This window comes from Carnobacterium sp. FSL W8-0810 (genome assembly GCF_038007125.1).
GTDB lineage: Bacteria > Bacillota > Bacilli > Lactobacillales > Carnobacteriaceae > Carnobacterium_B > Carnobacterium_B inhibens.
Genome location: NZ_JBBOWO010000001.1, coordinates 2,220,631 through 2,246,927 on the forward strand (window position 1 = coordinate 2,220,631; position 26,297 = coordinate 2,246,927).

27 protein-coding genes and 1 other annotated feature are annotated in these 26,297 nt (G+C 33.9%); of the genes, 11 read left to right on the plus strand and 16 right to left on the minus strand.

Annotation, left to right across the window (positions count from 1 at the left end):
* Nucleotides 1-23 precede the first annotated feature (23 nt).
* The 7 genes from NST49_RS10730 to NST49_RS10760 form a co-directional block, all read right to left on the minus strand.
* Entirely contained in the window at nt 24-2,669 is a 2,646-nt protein-coding gene (locus NST49_RS10730) for a valine--tRNA ligase (RefSeq protein ID WP_341048509.1), read from the minus strand.
* A gap of 73 nt (nt 2,670-2,742) precedes the next feature.
* Nucleotides 2,743-2,979 (minus strand) — a binding site (T-box leader).
* 52 nt (nt 2,980-3,031) lie between these two features.
* Nucleotides 3,032-3,523, minus strand: a complete 492-nt coding sequence (gene tpx / locus NST49_RS10735; protein ID WP_023177449.1) for a thiol peroxidase — start codon at nt 3,521-3,523, stop codon at nt 3,032-3,034.
* Between the two features lie 126 nt (nt 3,524-3,649).
* Nucleotides 3,650-4,309 (minus strand): redox-sensing transcriptional repressor Rex, encoded by a 660-nt coding sequence (locus NST49_RS10740; protein WP_043945596.1) that lies wholly within the window; start codon nt 4,307-4,309, stop codon nt 3,650-3,652.
* A gap of 166 nt (nt 4,310-4,475) precedes the next feature.
* Nucleotides 4,476-6,071 carry an amidohydrolase gene (locus NST49_RS10745; protein WP_341048510.1) on the minus strand — a complete coding sequence of 532 codons (1,596 nt, stop codon included), beginning with the start codon at nt 6,069-6,071 and terminating at the stop codon, nt 4,476-4,478.
* 87 nt (nt 6,072-6,158) lie between these two features.
* On the minus strand, nt 6,159-7,376 hold the full coding sequence (gene thiI / locus NST49_RS10750; protein WP_034536428.1) for a tRNA uracil 4-sulfurtransferase ThiI: 1,218 nt from the start codon (nt 7,374-7,376) through the stop codon (nt 6,159-6,161).
* Nucleotides 7,377-7,408: 32 nt separating this feature from the next.
* Nucleotides 7,409-8,548 (minus strand): cysteine desulfurase family protein, encoded by a 1,140-nt coding sequence (locus NST49_RS10755; RefSeq protein ID WP_023177442.1) that lies wholly within the window; start codon nt 8,546-8,548, stop codon nt 7,409-7,411.
* A 167-nt stretch (nt 8,549-8,715) separates the two neighbouring features.
* Nucleotides 8,716-10,437, minus strand: coding sequence for a septation ring formation regulator EzrA (locus NST49_RS10760; protein ID WP_341048513.1), 1,722 nt, complete (start codon nt 10,435-10,437; stop codon nt 8,716-8,718).
* Between the two features lie 225 nt (nt 10,438-10,662).
* On the opposite strand from NST49_RS10760, the gene NST49_RS10765 reads away from it, so the two are divergent.
* The 6 genes from NST49_RS10765 (at nt 10,663) to NST49_RS10790 (ending at nt 14,331) form a co-directional block, all read left to right on the plus strand.
* On the plus strand, nt 10,663-11,130 hold the full coding sequence (locus NST49_RS10765) for a GAF domain-containing protein (protein ID WP_023177439.1): 468 nt from the start codon (nt 10,663-10,665) through the stop codon (nt 11,128-11,130).
* 220 nt (nt 11,131-11,350) lie between these two features.
* Entirely contained in the window at nt 11,351-11,956 is a 606-nt protein-coding gene (gene rpsD, locus NST49_RS10770) for a 30S ribosomal protein S4 (RefSeq protein ID WP_023177437.1), read from the plus strand.
* Between the two features lie 418 nt (nt 11,957-12,374).
* Entirely contained in the window at nt 12,375-12,554 is a 180-nt protein-coding gene (locus NST49_RS10775; RefSeq protein WP_023177436.1) for a hypothetical protein, read from the plus strand.
* A 79-nt stretch (nt 12,555-12,633) separates the two neighbouring features.
* A complete protein-coding gene (locus NST49_RS10780) occupies nt 12,634-12,855 on the plus strand; it encodes a glycine zipper family protein (RefSeq protein ID WP_023177434.1) in 222 nt (73 codons plus the stop codon).
* 715 nt (nt 12,856-13,570) lie between these two features.
* Nucleotides 13,571-13,741 carry a hypothetical protein gene (locus NST49_RS10785; RefSeq protein WP_156098836.1) on the plus strand — a complete coding sequence of 57 codons (171 nt, stop codon included), beginning with the start codon at nt 13,571-13,573 and terminating at the stop codon, nt 13,739-13,741.
* 125 nt (nt 13,742-13,866) lie between these two features.
* Nucleotides 13,867-14,331, plus strand: coding sequence for an S-ribosylhomocysteine lyase (locus NST49_RS10790; protein WP_023177430.1), 465 nt, complete (start codon nt 13,867-13,869; stop codon nt 14,329-14,331).
* A 38-nt stretch (nt 14,332-14,369) separates the two neighbouring features.
* Here the strand turns inward: NST49_RS10790 and NST49_RS10795 are convergent, their stop codons facing one another.
* Nucleotides 14,370-15,026, minus strand: coding sequence for a YktB family protein (locus NST49_RS10795; protein ID WP_341048520.1), 657 nt, complete (start codon nt 15,024-15,026; stop codon nt 14,370-14,372).
* A 625-nt stretch (nt 15,027-15,651) separates the two neighbouring features.
* On the opposite strand from NST49_RS10795, the gene NST49_RS10800 reads away from it, so the two are divergent.
* Nucleotides 15,652-16,095 carry a YueI family protein gene (locus tag NST49_RS10800; RefSeq protein WP_251166147.1) on the plus strand — a complete coding sequence of 148 codons (444 nt, stop codon included), beginning with the start codon at nt 15,652-15,654 and terminating at the stop codon, nt 16,093-16,095.
* 22 nt (nt 16,096-16,117) lie between these two features.
* Here NST49_RS10800 and NST49_RS10805 read toward each other — a convergent pair whose 3' ends face one another.
* The gene (locus NST49_RS10805) at nt 16,118-16,678 is read right to left on the minus strand and encodes a GNAT family N-acetyltransferase (protein ID WP_341048522.1); all 561 of its coding nucleotides are present in this window, start codon (nt 16,676-16,678) and stop codon (nt 16,118-16,120) included.
* 223 nt (nt 16,679-16,901) lie between these two features.
* Between NST49_RS10805 and NST49_RS10810 the strand changes: the two genes are divergently transcribed.
* Complete coding sequence (locus NST49_RS10810) at nt 16,902-17,381, plus strand: GNAT family N-acetyltransferase (protein ID WP_023177423.1); 480 nt, start codon at nt 16,902-16,904, stop codon at nt 17,379-17,381.
* Nucleotides 17,382-17,453: 72 nt separating this feature from the next.
* On the opposite strand, the gene NST49_RS10815 is transcribed toward NST49_RS10810, so the two are convergent.
* The 3 genes from NST49_RS10815 to NST49_RS10825 are packed head-to-tail and all read right to left on the minus strand — an operon-like array spanning nt 17,454 to nt 19,004.
* Entirely contained in the window at nt 17,454-18,146 is a 693-nt protein-coding gene (locus NST49_RS10815; protein ID WP_034536423.1) for a 5'-methylthioadenosine/adenosylhomocysteine nucleosidase, read from the minus strand.
* A 35-nt stretch (nt 18,147-18,181) separates the two neighbouring features.
* The gene (gene macP / locus NST49_RS10820) at nt 18,182-18,433 is read right to left on the minus strand and encodes a cell wall synthase accessory phosphoprotein MacP (RefSeq protein ID WP_023177419.1); all 252 of its coding nucleotides are present in this window, start codon (nt 18,431-18,433) and stop codon (nt 18,182-18,184) included.
* Nucleotides 18,434-18,455: 22 nt separating this feature from the next.
* The gene (locus tag NST49_RS10825; RefSeq protein ID WP_034536422.1) at nt 18,456-19,004 is read right to left on the minus strand and encodes an NUDIX hydrolase; all 549 of its coding nucleotides are present in this window, start codon (nt 19,002-19,004) and stop codon (nt 18,456-18,458) included.
* Between the two features lie 269 nt (nt 19,005-19,273).
* Between NST49_RS10825 and NST49_RS10830 the strand changes: the two genes are divergently transcribed.
* The 3 genes from NST49_RS10830 (at nt 19,274) to NST49_RS10840 (ending at nt 21,632) form a co-directional block, all read left to right on the plus strand.
* Nucleotides 19,274-19,978: a 5-bromo-4-chloroindolyl phosphate hydrolysis family protein gene (locus NST49_RS10830; RefSeq protein WP_052326507.1), complete on the plus strand. Its 705-nt coding sequence runs from the start codon at nt 19,274-19,276 to the stop codon at nt 19,976-19,978.
* 19 nt (nt 19,979-19,997) lie between these two features.
* Complete coding sequence (locus NST49_RS10835) at nt 19,998-21,218, plus strand: toxic anion resistance protein (RefSeq protein ID WP_023177412.1); 1,221 nt, start codon at nt 19,998-20,000, stop codon at nt 21,216-21,218.
* A 165-nt stretch (nt 21,219-21,383) separates the two neighbouring features.
* Nucleotides 21,384-21,632 (plus strand): GlsB/YeaQ/YmgE family stress response membrane protein, encoded by a 249-nt coding sequence (locus tag NST49_RS10840; RefSeq protein ID WP_007724863.1) that lies wholly within the window; start codon nt 21,384-21,386, stop codon nt 21,630-21,632.
* Nucleotides 21,633-21,704: 72 nt separating this feature from the next.
* On the opposite strand, the gene NST49_RS10845 is transcribed toward NST49_RS10840, so the two are convergent.
* The 4 genes from NST49_RS10845 to cspD all read right to left on the minus strand — a co-directional run bounded on the left by NST49_RS10845 (nt 21,705) and on the right by cspD (nt 26,252).
* Nucleotides 21,705-23,471, minus strand: a complete 1,767-nt coding sequence (locus NST49_RS10845; protein WP_034538566.1) for an ABC transporter ATP-binding protein — start codon at nt 23,469-23,471, stop codon at nt 21,705-21,707.
* A gap of 37 nt (nt 23,472-23,508) precedes the next feature.
* The gene (locus tag NST49_RS10850) at nt 23,509-25,287 is read right to left on the minus strand and encodes an ABC transporter ATP-binding protein (RefSeq protein ID WP_301425825.1); all 1,779 of its coding nucleotides are present in this window, start codon (nt 25,285-25,287) and stop codon (nt 23,509-23,511) included.
* Between the two features lie 28 nt (nt 25,288-25,315).
* On the minus strand, nt 25,316-25,756 hold the full coding sequence (locus tag NST49_RS10855) for a MarR family winged helix-turn-helix transcriptional regulator (protein WP_051932611.1): 441 nt from the start codon (nt 25,754-25,756) through the stop codon (nt 25,316-25,318).
* 295 nt (nt 25,757-26,051) lie between these two features.
* A complete protein-coding gene (gene cspD, locus NST49_RS10860) occupies nt 26,052-26,252 on the minus strand; it encodes a cold-shock protein CspD (protein WP_023177406.1) in 201 nt (66 codons plus the stop codon).
* Nucleotides 26,253-26,297: the final 45 nt, after the last annotated feature.

Here is a 26,297-nt window from a genome sequence, read left to right on the forward strand (position 1 = left end):
AAGTTATATAGCTCTAAAAAAAATTAAAGTTGATCTTTCAATACTTTTATACGTTCTGTTACTGCAACTTGTTTTTCAAGATAATCGACTTGTTTAGCCTTTTCAGCTTCAACTACTGCATCAGGAGCATTTTCTACAAATCTTTTGTTTGCTAATTTCCCTTCAACCCGTTTAACTTCTTTACTCCACTTGTCTAATTCTTTTTCAAGACGAGTGATTTCTTCTTCCAAGTTGATCAGACCAGCCAACGGCAAGTAGATTTCAGCACCTGTAATCACAGAAGCCATAGCTGTTTCAGGAGCTTCTATATCACTTGAAATCGTCAATGTTTCAGGATTACAGAATCGTTCAATATAAGAAGTATTGTCTTTCAAAAATTGTTCAATGGTTTGATCATTTGTTTTGATCAATAATTCGATTTTTTTAGACAGCGGTGTATTTACTTCAGAACGACTATTACGGACCGAACGAATCAGTTCCATCAGCACATCCATACCTTTAGTTGCTGCTTCATCAGATAATTCAGGGTGTACAACTGGGTAATCCGCTACTACCAATGATTCCCCTTCATGAGGAATATTTTCCCAGATCTCTTCTGTAACAAAAGGCATAATTGGGTGCAATAAACGTAATGTTTGATCCAATACATAAGCTAAAATACTTCTGGTCATTTGTTTCGCTTTTTCATCTTCTCCAAACAATACTTCTTTACTCATTTCGATGTACCAGTCACAAAAATCATCCCAGATAAAGTGGTACAAATGACGGCCTGCTTCACCAAATTCAAACCGTTCAAATAAGTCTGTTACTTTTTCAACTGTTTCATTTAATTTTGTCAAAATCCAACGGTCAGCAACTGTTTTTTCACCTGATAAATCAATTTGATCGACAGTAAAGTTTTCCATATTCATCAAGGCAAAACGACTAGCGTTCCAAATTTTATTAATAAAATTCCAAGCAGCATCCATTTTGTCATAGCTGAAACGAACATCTTGCCCTGGAGCAGAACCGTTTGACAAGAACCAACGTAGTGCATCAGCTCCGTATTTTTCAATAACATCCATTGGGTCAATTCCGTTACCTAGAGATTTACTCATTTTCCGACCTTCAGTATCACGGATAAGACCATGAATCAACACGTTGTTGAAAGGACGTTTCCCAGTGAATTCTAGACTTTGGAACATCATACGGCTAACCCAGAAGAAAATAATGTCGTATCCCGTTACAAGTGTGTTTGTAGGGAAATAACGTTTAAAATCTTCAGATTCTTCATCAGGCCATCCCATTGTAGAAAACGGCCATAATGCTGAACTAAACCAAGTGTCCAAAACATCTGGATCTTGCACCCAGTTTTCGCTATCTTCAGGAGCTTCCATTCCTACGTATAGTTCACCACTTGTTTTATGGTACCAAGCTGGGATACGGTGACCCCACCATAATTGACGTGAAATTACCCAATCATGAACATTTTCCATCCAACGCATATACGTATTTTCAAAACGTTCTGGCACAAAGTTCACTTTCTCTTCTGTGCCTTGGCTTTCAATAGCTTCTTTAGCCAATGGAGCCATATTTACAAACCATTGTGTAGATAATCTTGGTTCTACTACAACGCCTGTACGCTCTGAATGACCAACACTGTGTATCATTTTTTCAATTTTGATAAGTCGTCCTTCTGCTTCTAAATCTTTTATAACAGCTTTACGAGCTTCAAAACGGTCCATCGCTTCATATTTACCAGCTAGTTCATTCATTGAACCATCATCGTTCATCACATTGATCTGCGGCAAGTCATGGCGTTTCCCAACTTCAAAGTCATTAGGATCATGAGCAGGAGTAATTTTCACTACACCCGTACCAAAATCCATCTCAACGTAGTCATCTGCAACAATCGGAATTTCACGATTCATTAGTGGCAACATAACTGTTTTACCAATTAAATGTTGGTACCGTTCATCTTCAGGATGAACTGCAATCGCTGTATCACCCAACATCGTTTCAGGTCGCGTCGTAGCGATTTCAACTACTCCACTACCATCTGTTAAAGGATAACTCATATGATAAAAAGCACCTTCAACATCTTTATGGATCACTTCAATATCTGATAAAGCCGTTTTAGCTTTTGGGTCCCAGTTGATAATGTATTCTCCACGGTAAATCAATTTTTTATTGTACATTGTTACAAATACTTTACGAACCGCTTCAGATAATCCTTCATCTAATGTAAAACGTTCACGGCTATAATCAACTGAAATACCCACTTTTGCCCATTGCTCACGAATCACACTTGCGTATTCCTCTTTCCAATCCCATACCGTATCAATAAATTTATCGCGTCCAAGATCATAGCGTGAAATTCCATCCTCAGCAAGTTTTGCTTCTACTTTTGCTTGAGTTGCGATTCCAGCATGATCCATTCCCGGCAACCATAATGTATCGTATCCTTGCATTCTTTTTTGTCTAACGATAATATCTTGCAGAGTCGTATCCCAAGCATGACCTAAATGCAATTTCCCTGTTACATTGGGAGGCGGAATAACAACAGAATAAGCTTCTTTCGTTTTATCTCCACTTGGTTTAAATAGTCCTTTTTCTACCCATTTTTCATAACGACCAGCTTCTACTTCATTTGGTTGATATTTAGTAGACATTTTCAATTCATCTGTCATTTTATCTCTCCTTTACAATATCACTTAATAAATCTGAAAAACAAAAAAAGCATCCATCCTAATAATAAATTATTATTAGGACGAATGCTGTTCACTCGCGGTACCACCTATATTGCATACTTCTGCTATCTTCAAAAGTATACCTCTTAGTTCCATTTTTAACGGATCGTTACTCCGAACAAAGTTACTTTACTTTCACTTTGTCAGCTCCCAAGCTACCTTCATTTTACTGTGACTAAGAACTCTCAGCATCTGTTCTATTCTCTCAAAGTCAGCAAATAAAATTACTCCTCTTGTTCATTGCCTTTTATTTTTATATAGTAGCATTAAAAATGCTACTTTTCAATATGCATCTTTTTTAATCAACGTGCAGCTCTTGTCGCTTTGATAGCTTGATCATAATCTGGCTCACTAGACATTTCAGGAACGATCTCTTGATAAACGATCTCACCTCTAGGGTTGATCACAAAAACTGAACGAGCTAACTTTTCAAGCTCTTCCATAACCAAACCATAGGCCTCCCCAAATTCCAAGTTACTGTCATGCAGCATTTCCATTGAGATATCTTTTCCAGCACACCATTCAGCTTGTTCTTCTTTCGAGTTATTAGAAATAGTGATCAACTGGACACCATCTAGTTCGCTGGCAATTTTATTAAACTCTTTAGCTTGCAACGCACATACTCGCGTATCGATATCCGGGATTACACTGATTAACACAACTTTTCCAGAAAAGTCACTTAATTTAACTAGTTCATCTGCTAAATTTTCAACTTTAAAATCAGGTGCTTTATCTCCAACTTTTGGTTGGATCCCTTTTAACTTATACGGTGTACCTTTTTTCGTTATTTCCATATGAACACTCCCTATTCTATGCTTCCTCTTAAAATAGTATACGAAGAATCCTTTTTTAAAGCAACATTCCAGCACAAAACAAATGCCCCGGCAAATTACGCTAGCTTACTTTTTTTACCTGTAATCCTACTCTTCTTCACCTAAACTGGCTGGATAAAGAGCTTCATTTTGATAAACCATAGTAAAAATTTCGCTAGAAAAATCAATATACTTCATTTGAATATTATCCGGCACTCTTATTCTACCTGGGGCAAAGTTTAAAATAGAAGTGATACCTGCATCAATTAATTGTTCCACTACTTTTTGAGACACTTCACTAGGTACGGCACAAATGGCTGTACGAATTTGTTCTTTTATAATAAAATTCTTCATCTGTTCCATAGGCAAAATTGGCACTCCTGAAATTTCCTTTCCAAAATAACTTGACTCAATATCAAAAGCACCTTTGATGGTGATATTTTTTTCTTTTTTAAAATTATTTCTTAATATCGCTTTCCCAAGGTTTCCTGCTCCAACAAGTACAACGTTAATGATATTATTCACATTTAATAACTCACGAAAAACTTCCGTTACATAAGTAACTTCATAGCCGTATCCACTTCTGCCTAATTCACCAAAATGAGAAAAATCACGTCGGATCGTTGCAGAAGGAATCTGTGTCATCTGGCTTAATTCTTTTGATTTAACACGCTCTACACCAGATTCATTTAACTTTTTTAATGAACGGTAATAAATGGGTAATCTTTGTGCTGTTGCATTCGGAATTTGATGTATCTTCGTATTCATCTCCACATTTCTGCCTCCCAAGCTTTAATTTCTTTATTATCATATCATCTTTTTATCCTTAACTCAATATAATTGTGATATTAATCACAATTATATTGAACAAAAAAAGAAGATACGTATTTGAACTTCATCTTCTTTTTCTTTGTATTCAATTTTAAAGCCTACTTTATTTTTTTTGGTAAACAATTTTTCCATTAATCACTGTTTTTGAAACTTCCACTTTACTTAAATATTCTGGTTTCACTTTAAAAGGATTTTGTTTTAGAATAGTAAAATCACTTATATAGCCAGGTTTTATTTTTCCTCTAGAATCTTCTTTGTAGCCAGCAATTGCACTTCCAGTGGTGTACAAAGAAATTGCTTCATATACAGAAAGTTCTTCTTCAGGAAAATAACGTTCAGCTGTTTTACCTTCTCTCACAGTCCTAGTAACAGCTGCATGGATGCCATAAAAAGGGTTTGGGATTTCAACTGGCGCATCACTGCCGCCTGCAACCGGAAAACCGGATTCCTTTATACTCTTCCAAGCAAATACCAAAGGCGGATGGTTCTCGCCTAAAACATCTAATGCCCAAGGCAAGTCACTACTCATAAATTGAGGCTGTAGGTCAAAAACTAATGGTAAACTTTTAGCTTTCTTTAGTAATTCTTCATTTAGCCATGGAGTGTGAATCATACGGTCAAGTTGACCCGGTAATGGAGGGTATTCATTGAGTGTTTCAATTACTTTTCCGAAAGCTCTATCTCCTAATATATGAATAGCTACTGGCAACTTCGCTTTACGAGCTGCTTTTATTAAGTTTAAAAAAACCTCATCCTTTTGAACTTGAAGGCCGTAATGATTTGTTCCGGCATAAGGTTGACTCATCAATGCTGTTTGCGAACCAACTGTTCCATCATAAAAGATTTTCATTGCGCCTAATTCGATATAAGGATTGCCATCTAAAAAGATTCCATTAGAACGATTATACGCATGGAGTTCTTCATGATGAATCAATAAATGAACACGAAAGAGCATCTCTTTTCCTTCAATTACATCGTGGTACGTCTGCAATGTTCCTTCAAAACCATTAAAGTAATGCAAATCTTCAGAATGTCCGCCAGTTACTCCTTTTGACCACAAATCCTCAATAGCTAATTCTAAATACTTTTCTTGCTCTTCGGATGTAGCAGCCGGAAAAGCATTTATAGCTAAATTTGTCGCTTCATCTTTTAAAATTCCTGTTAGATTTCCATCAAGATCTAATTGTATCTCTCCACCACCATCATAAATTTGTCCATCTTTAAGACCAATTTTGTCGATCAATGCAGTATTAATGACTACATTATGATAATCAATTCGACGAACCAACAAGGGGTGTTGTGTCGTAAGAGTGTCCAACTCTGTTTTTGTAATAGGTGTCGAATCATCTTGCCATTCATTTTCATTGTATCCTTCAACAAACAACCATTCTTCAGGTGATAGTTGGTTAATTTTTTCTCGTATCTTACGCAAACTTTCTTGCTTACTTTTTGCTTGATTTAAATTTAACCGAGCAAGACTTTGTCCATACCATAATAAATGTAAATGACTATCTACAAAACCTGGAAATACTATCTCCCCTTTTAAATCAATTTCCTCGGTTATTTCTAAATGATATTGGTTTCTCAATTCTTCTTCTTCGCCCGTAGCTACAATAAATTCCCCATCAGTTATAACGGCTGAAACTGTGTCGTTTTCTCTTTCCATTGTAAAAAAAATACCTTTTTTCCATAACTTCACTTTACATCCTCCTGTCTTTTATATGCTTTTATAGAAAAAAAGACTAACCACAAGTTGTGTATTAGTCTTTTCAAAGTACAAACACTTTTATAACAAACTTGAAAAGTCAGCTTTTTGCTGTGCTTCTAACGTATCTCCCACTGTGATTTTAGTAATTACTAAACCATTCATGGCTCTTTCTATTAATCCCTCAACATCAAGTCGGCTTTCGTATTCACGAGCTTTTTCCAACTTAGGTTGTGTTTTAGGTGCTGGTGGAGCAAAAATGGTACAGCAGTCTTCAAATGGTTGAATAGATAATTCAAATGTATCAATTTTTTGAGCAATCTCAATAATTTCATTTTTATCCATTGAAACAACTGGTCGAATAATAGGCGTTGCTGTTACATCATTAATAGCTATCATGCTGTGCAATGTTTGTGAAGCTACTTGCCCTAATGATTCTCCATTGATGATCGCTAAACCTTTTCGTTCTTCACGTATACGATCAGTCAATCTCATCATCAACCGACGTGTAACCGTCATTAAATAGCCTTCTGGAACAATTTTCTTTATTTCTTCTTGGATTTCAGTAAAAGGTACTTCGATAAATTGAACACTGCCTGAAAAAGCAGCTAATTTAGCAGCTAGATCTTTCGCTTTTTGAAGAGCACGCGGACTAGTATATGGCGGGCTGTGGAAATGAACAGCTTCAACAGTTACGCCGCGTTTCATAGTCAAATAGCCAGCTACTGGTGAATCGATTCCTCCAGATAACATCAACATACCTTTCCCACTTGAGCCTACTGGCAAACCACCTGCCCCCAAAATCGTCTTGCTAGAAAGAAAGAATCCTTCTTTACGAATTTCCACGCGTAAGGTAATATCAGGCTTTTTCATATGAACTTTTATGCCTTCGATTTGGCTAAAGATCTCTGCCCCAAGCAATTGATTCATATCATTCGTATCTAACTCATAATCATGATCTGAACGTCTAGTAGCAATTTTAAATGTTTTTCCTTCTGAATAAAGTTCTTTTATCATTTCTACTGCAACTTTTTTTACAAGTTCAATATCTCTTTCCAAACGTCTAACTGGAGAATACGTTTGAATTCCAAAAATAGAACGTAATCTTTCCAATACAGCATCGCTATCGGCACCATTTAATTCTAAATGCATGCGGTCACGTTCGCCATGTACTTTCAGCTCTTCAAAATCGCTTAAAGCAAATTTAACATTTTGAGCCAATTGACTGATAAAAATCCGTTTGTTTTTACCTTTTGTTGACAGTTCACCATAGCGTATCATTACTTCATCGTATTGCATGTGTTGCTTACTTCCTCTCTGTCAATCTAGATTTATTTTATATCTTTAAATTGTTGATACAAGAAATCAAATTCTTTCATAAAGACTTTTGCTTCTTCTAATGTATTAGTATCTGTTAAACTCACCCGTATTGCGCTAGTAGCGATCTTTTCTGGAACATTCATTGCTACTAAAGTACTGGATGTCGTACCCTTGCGACTAGAACAGGCACTTGTTGTTGAAATGTAAATGTCTTTTTTCTCGAAAGCATGCACCATTACTTCACCTCTTATCCCTTTTAAAGCAAAACATAAGATATGCGGAGCGCCTTCTTTTTGGGAGAACACTGAAACTTTTTTATAACCCTCTAACTGTTCCATAAGGTAATTTTTTATTTCTTTTTGATTCTTTTGTTTCTCTTTTTCTTTTTCCAATACCAAACGCAAAGCTTTTGCCATAGCAGCTACACCTGCTACATTTTCCGTTCCACTACGTTTGCCAGATTCTTGTCCTCCGCCACTTAGAATCGGAGCTATCTTCTTGCCTTTTTTTATATACATAAATCCTATACCTTTGGGACCATGAAATTTATGAGCAGAAAAAGTTGCTAAATCGATCCTTGAACTGTTCCCTAACGAGAAAGGGATTTTTCCAATTGCCTGAACAGCATCTACATGAAAGTGAACAGTCGGATAGTCTTTTAAAATTTCTTCAATTTCTGTTAATGGTTGGATACTGCCAACTTCATTATTTACTGCCATGACCGAAACAAGTATCGTATCAGGCCTCAACGCCTCTTTCAAATCAGAAACTGAAATTTTCCCACTGGAATCAACTGGTAAAATCGTTACATCAAATCCTAACATTTTTAACTGCTCTACAGATTCTTTAACAGCAGGATGTTCGACAGCAGTAGTGATTATGTGTTTTCCAAATTGTCGTTTTTCAATGGCTGTCCCTTTTATAGCCCAGTTATCGCCTTCTGTTCCACCACTTGTAAAATAAATTTCTTCTGGCATAACATGCAGTAAATCAGCTATTTGTTTTCTAGATTGTTGAAGCAGCCCATCTGCATAATCACCCAATTGGTGTAGACTAGAAGGATTGCCGCTTATGCTCTGGCTTACTTTTTCAAATGTTTGTAATACGCTTTTGTCAATACTAGTTGTTGCACTATTATCAAAATAGATCATTGGATCGTCACACTTTCTTTTTAGGTTGTTCCGTACTAAAAAATTACTTACTTATTATAACAAAAACTCTTTTGAATACAAGGCATCTCTTTTTTCACAAAATGAAACAGAGCAGCTTATCTCACTGCTCTGTTTCATCCGTTGCCGTTAATTTAAATTATTGGGTATTATTTAGCATTTCTACTTTTTTCTTCATAATATTGAGATTCGACTTTTTTGAATGATCCCGGTTCTACGATTTCTAATGCAGTTGAGATCACTTCAAGCGACTCTTTGTATTGAAACTCCTTATTGAACAAAGTGTTACTTTCTAAAATAACCTCTCCTATTTCAGGATGATCATTGCGGTAACGATTAGCATACTGCATCATATATTCAGTCAATAATGCACTATCCACAATTTCTTCAGTTTTATCAATCAGTAGTTCAACATCATCTTCACACATGTCACACATTTTTTTGATTTCAGTCATATCAATCTTCAACTTATTTAATTCTTTGGCTAATTTTTCAATGCGTTCTGTCGTAACAAAAAACAAATCTAAATATTCTTCAGGCAGACCTGGTAAATGTTGCTTTTCAATATACCGCTTGATTCCTCGCATATTAAACTCAAAATCGTCAATTTTTTCTTTAACTTCGGTTTCTTCCTTACGCAAGTCCGTCAATTGAGTGATCAACGCTTCTTGTTTTTCCTCAATTCGAGTTAATTTTTCACCGTCTTCAGCGAAACTCTCTGCTACAACTGTATAAACAGCCTGGTTTTTTTCCATACCATTAGTGAATGTTTCAAAATTTTGTTGACTCTCATCGATTTGTTCTTGGATCTCTTTTATTTGTTCAAAAATTGTATCTTCAAGTTTATAACTTTGTGATACACGATCGATCTCAATCAATAATTGTTTATTTCGTTTGTTTACGAATGCAATAAATTCAGCTAAAACGGGTTGTTCTTTTGCTACTAGTTGTTTCGCATTTATTTCAGCTTCCATTATGTCATATAAGTGATTAATTTTTTCTTGAATGATAACATCCAACTTTTGAACCTCTTCGATTTCACACTGTTCAAGAAGTTTCTCAACTTGTTTGATATCTTTTTCAACTTCAGCAATATCCGTTGTCATGGTATCTTCTAAAAAGATAAATTTTTGCACATCTTTTAGTTCATGATACCCTTCTTTTAATTCTTGAATTTGTGCTGGAAATTCATGACTGATTTCTTTCACTAAACTTGGAATAATCGTAACTGCATCATTCAATTCTTTGGTTTCTTGACTCACTTTCCCCAATACTTCTTCCGCTTCAATATGATCTCCAGAAGACGTTAACTCAGAAAAATCAGCAAAGCTCAATTCCAAAAATGTCAGTTGTTTTTCTAGCTTATCAAGTGCTAACCCAAAAGAAAAACTTTGTGTTAACAATTTTTTTCGTATACCTTGATACATTTCTTGAACTTTTTTAATAGCTTGATTATTTTTTTCTTCACTCTTTAATAATTCATTTAAAGCTAATTGAATCTCTTTTGTTTTCTCATTAGTGCTCTTGATCAATTCACCGGCTTTAGTTTCGGCTTTACTAGCTTTGATTAGTTGTAAACGATCAGTCGCTTGTTCAGCATCAAATAGAAGATTTTCTATATCTGGAAAGGCCGTCATTTCAATTTGTTTCCATCTGTCTTTCCATTGTTCAAAACTTTTCTTTGTTTGCCCAGTTAAAGATAACGTTTTAACATTGTGAATAATATCAGCAATTGGTATATCCATTAATTCAAATTTTTGTTGTTCTAACTTATTAATTGTTTGGTAATGCTTCTTTTTCATAATGTAACTTGTTACGTAAGCTATAATAGCTAATACGACTATAACAATTAAAACAGTTTCTAGTTTCATTCTAAAACCTCCGATTGAATTACTGCTAATTTCTTTTACGTATACAAAAGATGACTCTTTTATCTATGTAGAAATGTTTCATTGGGTTCGATTTTCAATAAGTATTTACTTATAAAAACTCCTATTGTATATTATAGCATAGAAGGAAATATTCTCACACCTCAATCTAAGAAAATATTATTATTTACTTAGGTTAGTTTTAATCGCATTTAAAGGAGTGTTCATATGACAAAAGAATCTACTTACTCGTTAACCAACAAACAACTTAGTGCCGTTATTGGTGACGAACCTAATTTTATAGCTAACTTGAGCAATGCAGCAGCTTTATTATTTGAAAATTTGCCTACTATTAATTGGGCTGGTTTTTATTTATATGATTCCAATTCAGATGAACTTGTTTTAGGACCTTTCCAAGGTAGAGTAGCTTGTATCAGAATCCAAAATGGTAAAGGTGTCTGCGGATCGGCTTATGCAAAGAAAGAAAGTATCTTTGTAGAAGATGTTAATCAATTCCCAGGTCACATTGCTTGTGATGCAGCGAGCCAATCTGAAATCGTTGTTCCCCTGATAAAAGATGGCCGTATCATTGGTGTGCTAGATATTGATGCTCCAATTACTAATCGCTTTGACGAAATTGACCAAAACTATTTAGAAGAATTCGTCCAAATTCTTTTAGATCCCTCAATTATATAATAGAATGACTTGACTTACTAATGATTTATAGCGTATAATTGCGTTTGTGTAAAATAATGCAGCGTGAGAGTGGTATTCACGTCAACAGTTCATTGCCAGTAATGGTGCAATTGCGTAACCTACGGCTGCAAAGGTGAAGATTGAAAAATGGACTGCACGAAATACTGAACTTCAACTTATTATTTTACTCCAAAAAAACATTTATTGGAGGAATTACATTATGTCACGTTATACAGGTCCAAGTTGGAAAGTTTCTCGTCGTCTAGGCATTTCACTTTCTGGCACAGGTAAAGAAATCGAACGCCGTCCTTACGCTCCAGGTCCTCATGGTCCGAACAGCCGTAAAAAATTAACAGAATACGGTCTTCAATTACAAGAAAAACAAAAATTGCGTCACATGTTTGGTATGAACGAACGTCAATTTAGTAACTTATTCTTAAAAGCTGGTAAAATTAAAGAAGGTAAACATGGTGAAAATTTCATGATCCTTTTAGAACAACGTTTAGATAATGTTGTTTACCGTTTAGGTTTAGCTACTACTCGTCGTCAAGCACGTCAATTAGTAAACCATGGCCACATCCTTGTTGATGGCAAACGCGTTGATATTCCATCATACAGCGTTTCAGTTGGACAAGTTATCACTGTTCGTGAAAAATCTAAAAACATGGAAATTATTAAATCGGCTGCTGAATCATTATTTGGCCGTCCTGATTACGTAACTTTCGATGTTGAAAAATTAGAAGGTTCATACAACCGTCTTCCATTAAGAGACGAATTATCTTCTGAAATCGACGAAACAATCATCGTTGAATACTACTCTCGTTAATTCTTGAGTAATGCGAAAAACACTTTTAAAAACCCACAAACGTTTATATACAAACGTTTGTGGGTTTTTTCTTTTTTTATCCAAAACGTGGAATAACTCGTAATAAATAGTTTATCTGGGGAACTCTGGGGTTATAAAGGAAGACGACTGTCATTTAAGAAAACTATGTTTTAACGCAAAAAAAATAACTCTACCTCAATTAAGAGATAGGTTTTTTTACTACTTTATAAGTAAATATTTCCCACAAAAAAGCTCTTATTTATTTATGAGAAGTAAAATGCAACCTGTGAGTATTGGTTAGATTTAAGACTATAAGAATAGACTTTTACTACATAATAAAGTTATGTTTTAACGCAACTATATATTTTTTAAATGATAAGGGTTACAATATAGATAAAATTATAAAGGAGTGTTGGGTATGGACGATAAAGCATTAAAAATATTAGAAAAAATTTATGATAAGCTTGATTATATTGCAGAAAAACTAGATGTAATTGAGGAAACTTCTACATCTTCTAAAGGCGATATAGAATTAATTAAGTTATCTTTAACTCGGATTGAAGAATCGACGGGACCTGTAAATCCTAACATTGGATAAAAAGTTTTATCTTATAGACTAGATTAATAGACTCTCTTACCTTATATGATAAAATTAAATCATAAGGAGGAAGTTACTTATGGGAGACTTAAATAATAAAGATAGTAAACAGAAAAATGATGAAAAGAAGACGGACAAAACATCTTATCTTGCTTTAGGTATGTCTTTGGGTCTTGCGTTTGGAGCTGCTTTAGGGCTAGTGTTTGATAATTTGGCTATTGGAATCGCTATAGGTATTGCTCTTGGTGTTGCAGTTGGTGCAGGTGTGGATAGTCAAAATTCTAAAAATAAATCAAAATAAACCCCAAAAAAAAGCCGCCTCAATTAAGAAGTGGCTTTTCGTGTATATAAATTGGTATTATTATACTTAACTAAACATAAAAATCCATATGGATGAATAATGATCTTGTTTCGCAATGCTTGTGTTTCCAGCATGTCTGCAACCTTCTTTATTTAATTTAATAAAAATAAGCTAATTTCCAAACTAATTGTTTAACTTTCAAAGTTTATAAGCTGGGGAAACTCTTGGGGAAGTTTTTATAAAACACCTTAAACAGACTTACAGTGCAAGCTTTGCAAAACGATTCATTGTACTTCTCTCGTTAATCCGATTGTAATACAAAGAATCATTTTAAACCCACAAACATTTTCATTGTTTGTGGGTTTTTTCTCTTCCATTATTCGCATAGCTAAAACGGCTTATTCTGTAACAACTCTAATTTTCTAACTTCTAAAGTTAGAAGTCCTTTTTTCCTATTCCACTCCCTATTACAGGCATTTTTAAAGAGAAAAACCTGTTTATTTTTTTAGTTAACAACCGTTTCCAATAGGTATTTACGGGCGTTTATATGAATTTGATGAGAAAACAAAAAAAGTAGTTCAAGTGTATTTTCATCTACACTTTTTTGTGGTAAGCTTTGTTAATTAATAAGTTAGTTAGTTGTTTTTGCCCTTATATATTTATCCACTATTATCATTTTATACTAAATTGTTTTTACTAAGAAGGAGTGTATACTGTGTCTAATAATACAGTAATCGAAGTTACTGGTCCTGCTGTCAAATTAAAAAGCAACAAATCAAAAATAGTCATCCATTATCAAGATGATTTTAATGCACTAATACATTATGAGTTTATTGTCCGTAAATTCAATGAAAAAAAAGAAGAAGATAAGGATGACGAACGCTGAGATTTTTACACTCAGCGTTTTTTTCTACTATAACTAAAAATAACTATTTTTAGTCTTGTAATAAAAATGGTACACTAAACCATAAGGACTTAAATATGTTTAAAAGAATTAGGAGTGTTTCATTTATGACAAGTAAAATGAATGTAGAAAGTTTCAACTTAGATCATACTAAAGTTAAAGCACCTTATGTTAGATTAGCAGATAAAAAGATGGGATTGAATGGCGATAAAATTTTGAAATACGATGTCCGCTTCTCTCAACCTAATAAAGAACATATGGACATGATGAGTGTTCATTCATTAGAACATTTAACAGCTGAATTGATTCGTAATCATGCTGATTATATTATTGATTTTGGACCTATGGGATGCCAAACCGGCTTTTATCTAACTGTCATCAATCATGAAAACTATGACGAGATTTTAGAAGTTTTACAAAAAACTATGGAAGATGTTTTAGTGGCAACAGAAGTTCCCGCAAGCAACGAAACTCAATGTGGATGGGCAGCTCACCATACCTTAGAAGGTGCTCAAAAATTAGCAAAAGATTTTTTAGCAAAACGCGATGAATGGCATATTGTGTTTGCTTAATAAAAAATTCCTTACGAATATTCGTAAGGAATTTTTTATTAAGTTGCATACGAATTTGCAGGCTCTTGCAAGTCATATACACTGTAAGCTTGTTTATATAAAGGAACGAGTTGTATAAATGTATTGAGTATATATTCTTGCATGGCTTTTGGATCCTTTAAAATCGGATCCTCTGCTAATAGTTGTCTCCCGATTAAAAACTCGCCTTTTTTCACCGTTTGCCAACGTATCAATCCATTCAACAAATCTGCTTCAGTTAGGGGTATGACGGTTTCTTTTGTATGATCCCATGAAACAACATAGTCATCAGGAATCTTAAATAGTAATAATGGATCTTCGATTATTTGTAAGGCCATCTTTTCTTCATGCAAAGGGTTATCAATAAAAGCCAGCCAAATAAACAGATGTGTCTCATACAATCCTAGTTGGAAATGCGGATATTTTTTGTACCCTCTTTTATCTCCTCCTATTGCCAACCAAGTATCTTTTGGTGCATTTTTAGTTCTTCTTAAGTGTTGTGCAATATGAACTGGAAGAATCTCTTGATTCAATTCAACAGCTATTTCTTTAGCAAAGTCTTGACCTAATGCGCGAAATTTTGGTTGTAATTGATTTCGAATAGCTGTCATTCTTTGTTCTAAACCTTCTATTTTAAATACGTCAAAGTCTTCTTTTGTAAAGGTGTTATTATTCATCCATTCACTCCCGATATCCTACTATTTTTTATTGGATAACCATTGAAATTTCTTCGTTCATTAGCTGAGTAGCTTTAATTCCTCCACCAAATAAATACTAAATATCTGGTGTTAAATAAACGATTTTATCATTTTTAAAGGACTTAGTTTTTTGGATCAACTCATTAGATACTAAATTATTAGTTGCTTTATCTCCACCAATCGTTGAAGTACGATTGATAACAAATAATAAATCCGGGTTTTCATTAACTACACATTCAGGCGAAATAGATTGTCTATGTATTGGAGGTTCGATTGTAACCTCACTAGACTTAAATCCAAAAACATCATTCACTAACCCAAAACGTGAATGGTTTCATGATAAGCCTGCAACAACTGATGAGTGCCCAAGTTAATAGTAAATTCACTGCCTGAGGCAATCTTACAGTGAAAAAAATATATTTCTAATGCTGATTTTATAGATTATCTTTAAAAAAAGCAATCGTTTTTGATTGTTTTTGTGTGAAAATGAGCAAATTGATAAAAGTTTTCATTCTCAATTGTTCATGCTATACTAATTTTTAATATAAGCTTATTTATAAGGATAAGCTTTATCTCATTTCCACTAAAAGAAGGGGGCTTACACATGGCTGACAGAGAAACTCAAGACTATTTATCAAAAGGCATTTATGGAAATAAAAAAACAAACCCCGATGAAAGAAATAAATATTTTGGTAGTTTAAGAGAACGTGTTTATTTATCTATGACTATTGAACAACTCATGTCCAATGAGTATCTTGATGCATTAAAAAAAGAAATCCGACTTCATCCCCAGCAACAACTACTATTAAATGGTCAAATTGACATGAGTAAATTGAGTCCTTATATAAAAATAAGCCAAGACACAGACTGCTCGTTTCGTATTGTCTCTGATGAAGGGGCTCAACATAGTCCATTTGGTCTTATCTATGTGTCAGCACATGCCGTCAATGAAGAAGTGGTTGATGTAGCAGTTAAATACCCTACTTCACTACCTAATCAGGAAAAAGATAATGAAAAGCCTTCTTTTTTCAAAAAATTTTTTTCTTAATAGACTAAACAAAAAAGCTAAACTATTTAGCTTTTTTGTTTAGTCTATTTTCATTGTATGTCAATTGCTTTGGTTTCCATTCAAAATAGGCTACTCGCTCATCTCCTACAAAAAGACCTTCACCCGTTTTAATAAATCCTAATTTTTGTAAAATATGTTGTGACTTTTTATGGTACAAATAAGTTTTAGCTCTTATCGTTTTGATTTTTTCAGAGACAAGCCAATCTAAAAAAGCTTGTGCACCTTCCGTAGCATAGCCATTTCCTGCATAGGCCTCTACTATTCCATATCCTAACTCCGCTTCACCAGTTATTTCAGGGTTTCCTTGTGCACTTACTTCTCCAATGATTTTATTTTCAGCTTTCAGTATTATGAGGTGTGTCCATTTTGCTTTATTTGGGTCTTCTTTTACTGATTCTAGTACATAAGGTAAATAAAAGAAAAATTCTACTCCTGGCCATTCTTTTGCCACGCTATAGCCAGATAACTCACTTAATCTGTCGTCTCCAATTAGTGTAGCCTCAATAAATGATAACTCATAGGGTATAAGTACTAACCGCTCCGTCTCTAGAATATCCACCACAACTAACCTCTTTCCTGCTTATTTATCTACTAAATTCATTCTAACTATTTTTATTTTTTTCCTGCTTCTTCTACTCTCTTATTTTAATTTTTTTGCATTTTTATAGCAACCGCATTCTTTCTATTTGATTAATAATTTAGCAAAGAACCTTTTTATTTTTTCACTACTCGTGATAAACTGTTAATGTAAAGTAAAAAGAATGAATGTAAGTGAGGACTTTTAAATGAAAATAATAGAAACAAGAGACGCAAAACTACTAGCAGAATTAGGCTATGTGATGCAAGACAAACATAGAGAAATGTATCCTGATTTTTTTAAACCTTACAATGAAAAAGAATTAGTTTACTATTTTCAGGAATTATTTAAAAATCCAAAACAACAGGTTTTTCTTTGGGTAGATGATCAAAAAGAACCTGAACAAATTGCTGCATATCTTTGGTTGGAAGAAGAAGTTGTTCCTGAAACAGTTTATCGTTATGGATACACCAGGCTTTATTTACACCATATTCTAATTATGCCTACCTACCAAGGAAATGGTTTAGGTAAAGAACTTTTGGCATTTGCAGATAACTTTGCAAAAGAACAGGGTATTCCCCAGATTGAACTCCATTATTGGCCTAATAATGAAATTGCTAAAAAATTGTATCATCAGTTTGGTTATGAGGTTTATACAGAAATCGCCTATAAAACAATCACCACTTAATGATTATTTTATAGCTCAAAAAAAAAACGAAAAATGATGAGCGTCAAACTCATGATTCTTCGTTTTTTTGATTTAAGCTAAATTTTTGATTAATTCTATTACCATTTCACCAGATTTTTTACCTGCTTCAATAATAAATTCATCAAAACTTATACCCGCTTCTTCGTCAGCTACATCTGACATAGCTCTTACAATAACGAATGGTTTATTGAATTGGTAGCAAACTTGAGCAATCGCTGCCCCTTCCATCTCAGAAGCCAGAGCTTCTGGAAAATGTAGTTTGATCTGATCCACAATTTTTTTATCCGCTACAAAAGAATCACTTGTAAGAATTAATCCCTGTTTTGCTTTTAACCCAACTTTTTCAGCTGCCTCAACGGTTTGCTTTACAAGAGTTTGATCTGCTGGGTACCGAGCAGGCATTTGAGGAACTTGTCCGATGACGTAATCGAATACAGTAGCATCCACGTCATGGTAAGCAAGTTCTGTTGAAATAACAACATCTCCTACGGCTAGACCTGCTCCAATCCCTCCTGCAGAACCTGTATTCACAATAGCATCAACTTCATGTTTAGCGAATAATAAAGTTGCAGCAATTGCAGAATTAACTTTTCCAATTCCAGATTGCACTAAAACCACTTCAGTCTGTTCTATCATCCCAGATGTGAATGAGGCATTCGCCTCTGTCCATTCTTTTTTGTCTTTCATATTCGTTTTTAATACAGCTACTTCCTCTTGCATTGCACCAATAATTCCAATTCTCATTATTTATTTCCTCTCTAGTCTAAATGATTACTTCTTTACCAAAACCATACAATAGCTAAAACAATAATCAATAATGCCGCCACTACAAGAATGATTCTGTCTAGCTTACGTCCTCTATCGCGAATTTTTTCATTTTCACTTTTACGACTTTTGGTCACGACACCTTCTTTTTCCATTTGCTTTTGGTACTCACGTTCAACTCGTTCTCGTTCTTTATCTCTTTTTTTTCTTTCTTTTTCTTTTAGTTGATTTTCTTTTTTGATTTCTGCTCTCGTTTTTGGATTCATCTAACAAAAATCATCCTTTCTATTACTCAGCTGCTTTTTTTAATTTCCAAGCAATAAGAGCATATACTGTTTTAGCATCGTAAATCAAGTGTTTTTCGTAAGCATCCCAAGCTTCATCAAAAGTTAAATAGACTAATTCAATAAATTCATCTTCATCTTGTGCGCGTGGTGTTTCAACTTGTGTCAATTCACGAGCTGTATAAATATAAATTAGTTCATTGGCAAAACCTGGTGACGTAAAGAATGACGTTTCCAATTCGAATATCTCAGCACTTAAACCTGTTTCTTCCTCAAGTTCTCTTTTACCAGTTTCTAAAGGGCTTTTATCTGTGGAATCAATTTTCCCAGCAGGTATTTCCAGTAATACTTGATCAACAGCTTTTCGGTATTGTTTGACAAATATCATTTTCTCATCATCCGTAATAGCCATAATAGCTACTGCACCTGGATGTTTGACCAATTCTCTTTTAGCTGTTTTTCCATTAGGCAATTGAACAGTCTCTACTGCAAAGTCAATTAAATTTCCTTTATAGATACTTTGACTGGACAGTGTCTTTTCTTCAAATTCCACTTAACATTCCTCCTTATAAGCTTTTCTATGTCTTATCATACCTTCCTCACGCTTTTTTTTCAATTAAGTCTAAAGCTAATAGCTATTTATCCTCACTCATCTTCCAATTTACTATGAATCTAATGATCTTTCGTGATCCTTCCCACTGCATTAGTTGTAGCAAGAAATCGTCCTTAGGTCCGATAGGAGTTTTACAACTATTTATGCTAAAATAAGAATAAGAAAATAAAACTTAAAAAAACAAAAAATAAACTAATGGAGTGAATAGTATGAATAAAAACATCAAAAATTTAGGGGACATTTTTTATTACACCTTGACCAGTTTATCAACCATTTTAATTTTCGTTGTTGTTTACGTTCTGTTCGATTTTGATTTATTCTTGTCATTGGTTATCAGTATGGCTATAGGAGCGTTCTTTATTTATAAGCAATCCGTCAATGAGGATTCTAAGTCTTCAAAAAAACTAAATCGTTTATCCCCTGAAAAGGAAGCTTTTTACAAATCTAAAGGAATGTCTAAAGAAGAAATTCAATTTTTTAGAGAAACCATGCATACTGCCAAACTAAAATTGTTAAGCTTAGAAAAAAACCTCCACAGTGTCTCAAAACTTGAAGCAATTGAAAAACGCAACAATACCATCAAATTAGCTAAGTCTTTATTTAAAGGCATCACTGAAGAACCGAATCGTTTGCATGAAGTAGATAAATTTTTATACGTTCATCTTCCTTCTTTAACAGATTTGACAGATAAATATTTAGAAATCAGCCAACATGAAGTAAAAAATAAATCAACATTTGATATTCTTGACGAAAGTGCCTCTACAATTGATGAAATGTGCCAATTGATTGCGGAAGATTATGTTCTTTTCAAATCTGATGATTTTGAAGATATGGCCATAGAGGTAGAACTTGCAAAGAAAGCTATTGAACGCGATAATGGACATACACAATCAATTGAGTCAGAAGAATTATAATCTTTAAGGAGATGGTAAGATGGACAAAGAGAAAGAAGCACTAAATCAACCTTCTACAGTTAAAGAAGTTGATTCTGAATTAGAAAGTTTATTAGCTAATCCATTTGGAGATGTATCGACAAATGCTCCTGTATTACAAAAGCAAGAACAAATTGAAAAAGAAATGGTTCAAACAGAGCAAGTACCTCGTTTAATTGATAGTTTACCTAAAGAACGTCAAGAGCAAGCTCGTTCACTAGCGGAACAAATTGATGTAACAAACGCTCAATCCGTCATGATGTATGGATCAGCTGCTCAACAAAAACTTGGAGAATTTTCGCATTCTATGTTGAACCACGTTCAAAACCAAGATACGGGAGAAATTGGCGATACCTTAAATGATTTAATGTATCGCTTGAATGAAGCTAATCCAGAAGATTTACGAGCTGAAGACAGCAATGTATTCAAAAAAATCTTTGGTCGTGTAAAAAAGTCGATTTATGAAATGACAGCTAAATACCAAAAAATTGGTGCTCAAATTGATAAAATTTCCGTGAAATTAGATAAAGAAAAAGCTGGTCTATTAAATGATAATTTAATGCTAGAACAACTTTACACAAAGAATAAAGATTATTTTGATGCCTTAAATATTTATATTGCTGCTGGGGAATTGAAAATTGACGAATTACTTAACACTCTTATTCCAGAAGCTGTTAAAAAAGCTGAAACAAGCACTAACCAAATGGATGTACAAACAGTTAATGATTTAAATCAATTTTTAGATCGATTAGAAAAACGGACACATGATTTGAAGTTAGCGCGTCAAATGACAATCCAACAAGCTCCTCAAATTCGTTTGATTCAAAATACCAATCAAGCGTTAGCAGAAAAAATTCAATCTTCTATCAATATGGCTATTCCTCTATGGAAAAACCAAATTGCGATTGCTCTTACTCTTCTTCGTCAAAAAGATGCAGTTACTGCTCAACGACAAGTATCTGAGACGACGAATGATTTGATGAAAAAGAACTCCGAGATGCTGAAAATTTCTTCTATTGAAACTGCAAAAGAAAACGAACGTGGTATCATTGATATTGAGACGTTACAACAAACACAAAATGATTTGATTGAGACCTTACAAGAGACACTGCAAATTCAACAAGACGGTCGTGTTAAACGAAAAGAAGCAGAACGTGAACTTTCTGTTATGGAAACCTCTTTACGAGATAAATTGTTGGAACTTACTACAGATAAAAGCTAAAAATTAAAGCACGAGGAACAAAAAGTAACAGCTATTACTTTTTTGTTCCTCGTGTTTTTCTACATGCATATTTGTGTGAAGTGCATATCATTTGATATGTGTACAGAATGTGACTATACTAATAAGTGTAATAAAGAAAAACATTTTTTGAAGGAGGACAAGAACATGGGATTTATTTGGTCATTAATTGTAGGTGGAATTTTAGGAGCTATCGCTGGTATGATAGTTGGTAAAGATGTACCAGGAGGTATTATCGGAAACATTATCGTTGGGTTTATCGGTTCATGGATTGGTAGTTCATTATTGAGCGACTTTGGTCCAATAATTGGTGGTTTCGCAATTATTCCAGCATTAATTGGAGCAATTATTTTAATCTTTATTTTTTCTCTTATCGTTGGAAGACGTAAAGGTTAAAAATAACTAACTTAATAAAGAAGCAAAAAAAGAGCCGTTCAAGAAATTTTTCTTGAACGGCTTTTTTGTGTTTTATTCTTCTTCTTGGTCGAATTGACTGTTGTAAAGATCAGCATAAAAACCATTTTGTTCCAATAACACTTCATGGTTTCCGCTTTCTACTACATCTCCGTCTTTCATCACAATAATTAAATCTGCATTTTTGATTGTAGATAGACGATGTGCAATAACAAATGAAGTTCTTCCATTCATCAAGTGATCCATCGCATTTTGAATAATGATTTCAGTACGTGTATCAACTGAGCTTGTTGCTTCATCCAAAATCAATAATGGTGCGTCTGCTACCATAGCACGAGCGATCGTCATTAATTGTTTTTGTCCAGCTGACAAACTTGTTGTATCATCTAAAATCGTATCGTAACCGTGCGGCAAGGTTTGAATAAAGTGATGAACACCGACTGCTTTACAAGCATTGATAACTGCTTCATCGCTTACTCCTTGTTTGCTGTAGACGATATTTTCTCTTACTGTTCCTTCAAATAACCATGTATCTTGCAATACCATACAGAATTGTTCATGTAAAGCTCCACGTGTCACACTAGAAATCGGTGTTCCGTCAATGTAGATTTCTCCACTATTCACTTCGTAAAAACGCATCAATAAGTTTACTAATGTCGTTTTACCAGCACCTGTAGGACCTACGATTGCAATTTTTTGCCCTGCTTTAGCTTCTAGAGAAAAGTCATTAATAATTAAGCGATCAGGATTGTAACCAAACTTAACGTGATCAAATGTTACATTTCCTTTGACCGTACCTAATGAAGTTGGTTTTCCTGTTTCAACTTCTAATTCTTCTTCTTCTAAGAAGTTAAAAACACGTTCACTAGCAGCTGCAGCTGATTGTAAACTTGTAAAAGCTTGTGCGATCTGAGAAAGAGGTTGCGTAAAGAAACGGATATACATCATAAAGGCAACAATCACACCAAAAGTAATGTGGTCATTAAACGCTAAATAAGCTCCTACTACACACACAACTACATATCCAAAGTTCCCAATGAAATTCATTAAAGGCATCATTAGACCAGAAATATATTGCGATTTCCATGCACTATCGAATAATGTATCATTGATTTCATTAAATTCTTTAATAGCAGATTCTTCACCATTAAAAGCTTTTACAATATTATGTCCAGTATAGATTTCTTCTACATGACCATTTAGTTCTCCTAAACTTTTTTGTTGTTGGCTAAAGAATTTTTGAGATTGTTTAATAATCGTGAGCATTAACGCAAAACCTAGAACAGTTGATAAAATAGCAGCAATAGCCATAGGTACATTTGTATAAAACATCATGATCAATGAACCAACAAACAAGCTGATAGCCGTCACTAATTGACCTAAACTTTGGTTTAATGTTTGACCGATCGTATCGACATCATTTGTTACACGGCTTAAAATATCTCCATGATTATTACTGTCAAAATAACGTAATGGCAGACGATTAATCTTTGATGAAATGTCTGTACGCAATTTTTTGGTTACATTTTGAGTTACAGTTGCCATAATAAAACCTTGGAAATAAGATAAAACAACTCCAAGAATGTACAATGTAACTAATAACAAAGCAATATTTTTAATTTTTTCTAAATCGATTTCACCTGTGATACCTTCAGTGATCACATCTGTAATTTCACTAAGACGATCAGGACCCACTAAATTGAATACTGTACCGATAATAGCAAAAATAAATGCGATGATAATATACCACATATATGTTTTACAATAATTGGCTAATTTACCGATAGATTCTTTGAAATTATCTGGTTTTCCTCCTGCCATAGGTCCCTTAAGTCCTCTTGCTGGAGTTGCTGTTTTTTTACTCACCTGCTAATTCCTCCTTAGAAAGTTGAGAATAAGCAATGTCTTGATAGACTTCGCATGTTTGCATCAATTCTTGATGTGTACCAATTCCAACAATTTTTCCTTCTTCTAAAACAATGATCTTATCTGCATCACGAATCGTACCAATACGTTGAGCAACAATTAATTTTGTTGTATCTGCTAACTCTGTATTTAGTGCTGCACGTAAAATACGGTCAGTTTTGTAATCTAATGCTGAAAATGAATCATCAAACACTAAGATTTCTGGTTTGCGTGAAATAGCACGTGAAATGGCTAAACGTTGACGTTGTCCACCAGATACATTGCTACCTGATTGAGCAATAGAAGCATCATATCCGCCTTCCATTTTCTCAACGAAATCACTACTTTGCGCTATTTCAATTGCTTTTTTCATGTCAGTATCTGTAACTTCATGACCAGCATCTCCATAACTCACATTTGAACGAACCGTCCCACTAAATAAGAACGCTTTTTGCGGAACAAAACCAACTAGAGAATGCAAGTGTTTTTGCGTATATTCTTTAATATCATGGCCATTGATTTTGATTGCTCCACTTGTTACGTCAAAGAAGCGGGGTACTAAGTTAACGAGTGTACTCTTTCCGCTACCCGTAGAACCGATAAAAGCAACCGTTTCACCTTTATTTGCTGTAAAGGAAATATTTTCTAATATGGCCTCAGTAGCATCTGGATATTGGAAGGTTACGTTGTCAAATACGATTGTTCCTTTTTGATCACTATCAGATTGTGTTAAGTTTCCATCTTTGATAGTTTCTTTTGTATTTAAGACCTCTAAAATACGTCCAGCTGATACTGCAGCACGCGGTACAATAATGAATACAATCGTTAACATCATGAATGACATAACAACTTGAACAGCATATGAAGAGAATACAACCATATCACTAAATAAACTGATACGTTCTAGAGCACTTGATTGATTCACTAGTTGAACATCATTGATTAAGTATGCACCTATCCAATAAATAGCTAAACTTAATCCGCTCATGATCAATGACATCCCAGGCCCCATAATGGCCATAATTCTAGTAATAAATAAGTTTGTTTTTGTTAATTTATTATTAGCTTCTCCAAATTTTTCTTCTTCAAAAGCTTCTGCATTGTATGCACGAATCACACGTAATCCAGTTAAGTTTTCGCGAGTAACCCGGTTAAGATTATCCGTTAAATTTTGAATAATTTTAAACTTAGGTAAAGCGAATATTACTATGATACTGATGATAAGTAATAATACTCCTACTGCACCAGCTGTTGAAAGAGTCCACTCCCAAGATTTATCCATTATTTTTGTAATGGCCCAAACAGCCATAATAGGTGCTTTGATCAATACTTGCAATCCTAGCGACATAGCCATTTGTATTTGTGTTACATCATTTGAAGAACGAGTAATCAAACTTGCAGTAGAAAAATGATTGATTTCTTCCATTGAAAATCCTTCAACTTTTGTAAATACTTCTTTTCTTACTGTGCGTGATAGCCCTGCTGCTACTTTTGAAACAAAAAACACTGTTACAAAAGATGCTAGTAAACTACCTAAAGCACATAACATCATAAATCCACCATTTTTGAATATATCTTCCATTTTTGATCCTGGAATTTGAATAAGCTCAGTAATTTTAGACATGTATTCGGGTAATTCCAAATCTAAATAAACTTGAGCAACGATAAAGATGACACTACATAAAATCATTAGCCATTCTTTTCGTTTTAAATACTTTAGTATTTTCAGCATAGTCGTTCTCCTTCATATCTTTAAATAATCATTTATCTTCAGTTTCAGCTTTAACTTGAGCTTCAGACATATTTTGTTGCATTTTTTGGATAATTTCAAAAAACTGATCCATCTCTTCTTCAGTTAAACCATTTGTTAACAATTTTTCGATCCTTTGTATTTCACTGTTTACTTCTTCAACCATACTTTTCCCTGTTTCTGATAGCTGTAATTTTTTGACTCGTGCATCTTTTTCACTAGAAATGCGTTCAATAAATCCTTTTTCTTCCATACTTTTCAGCATTGTTGAAGTAGTTGAGCGTCGCATTGAAAATTTTGTTTCAATATCTTTTTGAAAAACATCTTTCTCTTTATGACTACCTAAAAAAGCAATGATCATCCCTTGTACCTTAGTACATTGTTCATTGCCTATTGGCTTACTCGACTCTATTCTGCGATGGATGAAATTCATTAACTTCCGCATTTCCATTCCTATTTCCCTTTTTTTACTATTATCATTAGTAAAAATCTATCTCACCTCTATCTTCTATTGACTCAATAACAGCGACCCAAAATTGTTAGCACGCTAACAATAATAAATGTATTCAAATATAATGTCAATAACTTTGTGCAATTTCTGAAAATGATTACCCTTTCAACACTTTATCTTATAAAAAAAAGCACCAACAGATTAAAAATCTGTTGGTGCTTTAATATACTCTCTATTATTTAAAAACAATTTTTTTATCGTTTACACTTATAACAAAGAATTATCATTAGCTGACTTATAGTTTTACAACGTTTGCAGCTTGAGCTCCACGGTTTCCTTCAACAATGTCAAATTCAACTGCTTGGCCTTCTTCTAATGATTTAAAGCCGTCGCCTGTAATTGCACTGAAATGTACAAATATATCGTCTCCGCCTTCAACTTCAATAAATCCAAAACCTTTTTCACTATTAAACCATTTAACTGTACCTTTTTCCATAATTCCTGTACCTCCGCTAATTCATTTTGCAATTGATTCTTTTTT

Excerpts from the sequence above, each read along its gene's own strand:
- NST49_RS10730 (WP_341048509.1), bottom strand. The coding sequence starts at position 2,669 with ATGACAGATGAATTGAAAATGTCTACTAAATATCAACCAAATGAAGTA.
- tpx (WP_023177449.1), bottom strand. The coding sequence starts at position 3,523 with ATGGAAATAACGAAAAAAGGTACACCGTATAAGTTAAAAGGGATCCAA.
- NST49_RS10740 (WP_043945596.1), bottom strand. The coding sequence starts at position 4,309 with ATGAATACGAAGATACATCAAATTCCGAATGCAACAGCACAAAGATTA.
- thiI (WP_034536428.1), bottom strand. The coding sequence starts at position 7,376 with ATGCAATACGATGAAGTAATGATACGCTATGGTGAACTGTCAACAAAA.
- NST49_RS10755 (WP_023177442.1), bottom strand. The coding sequence starts at position 8,548 with ATGATCTATTTTGATAATAGTGCAACAACTAGTATTGACAAAAGCGTA.
- NST49_RS10760 (WP_341048513.1), bottom strand. The coding sequence starts at position 10,437 with ATGAAACTAGAAACTGTTTTAATTGTTATAGTCGTATTAGCTATTATA.
- NST49_RS10765 (WP_023177439.1), top strand. The coding sequence starts at position 10,663 with ATGACAAAAGAATCTACTTACTCGTTAACCAACAAACAACTTAGTGCC.
- rpsD (WP_023177437.1), top strand. The coding sequence starts at position 11,351 with ATGTCACGTTATACAGGTCCAAGTTGGAAAGTTTCTCGTCGTCTAGGC.
- NST49_RS10775 (WP_023177436.1), top strand. The coding sequence starts at position 12,375 with ATGGACGATAAAGCATTAAAAATATTAGAAAAAATTTATGATAAGCTT.
- NST49_RS10780 (WP_023177434.1), top strand. The coding sequence starts at position 12,634 with ATGGGAGACTTAAATAATAAAGATAGTAAACAGAAAAATGATGAAAAG.
- NST49_RS10790 (WP_023177430.1), top strand. The coding sequence starts at position 13,867 with ATGACAAGTAAAATGAATGTAGAAAGTTTCAACTTAGATCATACTAAA.
- NST49_RS10795 (WP_341048520.1), bottom strand. The coding sequence starts at position 15,026 with ATGAATAATAACACCTTTACAAAAGAAGACTTTGACGTATTTAAAATA.
- NST49_RS10800 (WP_251166147.1), top strand. The coding sequence starts at position 15,652 with ATGGCTGACAGAGAAACTCAAGACTATTTATCAAAAGGCATTTATGGA.
- NST49_RS10810 (WP_023177423.1), top strand. The coding sequence starts at position 16,902 with ATGAAAATAATAGAAACAAGAGACGCAAAACTACTAGCAGAATTAGGC.
- NST49_RS10815 (WP_034536423.1), bottom strand. The coding sequence starts at position 18,146 with ATGAGAATTGGAATTATTGGTGCAATGCAAGAGGAAGTAGCTGTATTA.
- macP (WP_023177419.1), bottom strand. The coding sequence starts at position 18,433 with ATGAATCCAAAAACGAGAGCAGAAATCAAAAAAGAAAATCAACTAAAA.
- NST49_RS10830 (WP_052326507.1), top strand. The coding sequence starts at position 19,274 with ATGAATAAAAACATCAAAAATTTAGGGGACATTTTTTATTACACCTTG.
- NST49_RS10835 (WP_023177412.1), top strand. The coding sequence starts at position 19,998 with ATGGACAAAGAGAAAGAAGCACTAAATCAACCTTCTACAGTTAAAGAA.
- NST49_RS10840 (WP_007724863.1), top strand. The coding sequence starts at position 21,384 with ATGGGATTTATTTGGTCATTAATTGTAGGTGGAATTTTAGGAGCTATC.
- NST49_RS10845 (WP_034538566.1), bottom strand. The coding sequence starts at position 23,471 with ATGGCAGGAGGAAAACCAGATAATTTCAAAGAATCTATCGGTAAATTA.
- NST49_RS10850 (WP_301425825.1), bottom strand. The coding sequence starts at position 25,287 with ATGCTGAAAATACTAAAGTATTTAAAACGAAAAGAATGGCTAATGATT.
- NST49_RS10855 (WP_051932611.1), bottom strand. The coding sequence starts at position 25,756 with ATGGAAATGCGGAAGTTAATGAATTTCATCCATCGCAGAATAGAGTCG.
- cspD (WP_023177406.1), bottom strand. The coding sequence starts at position 26,252 with ATGGAAAAAGGTACAGTTAAATGGTTTAATAGTGAAAAAGGTTTTGGA.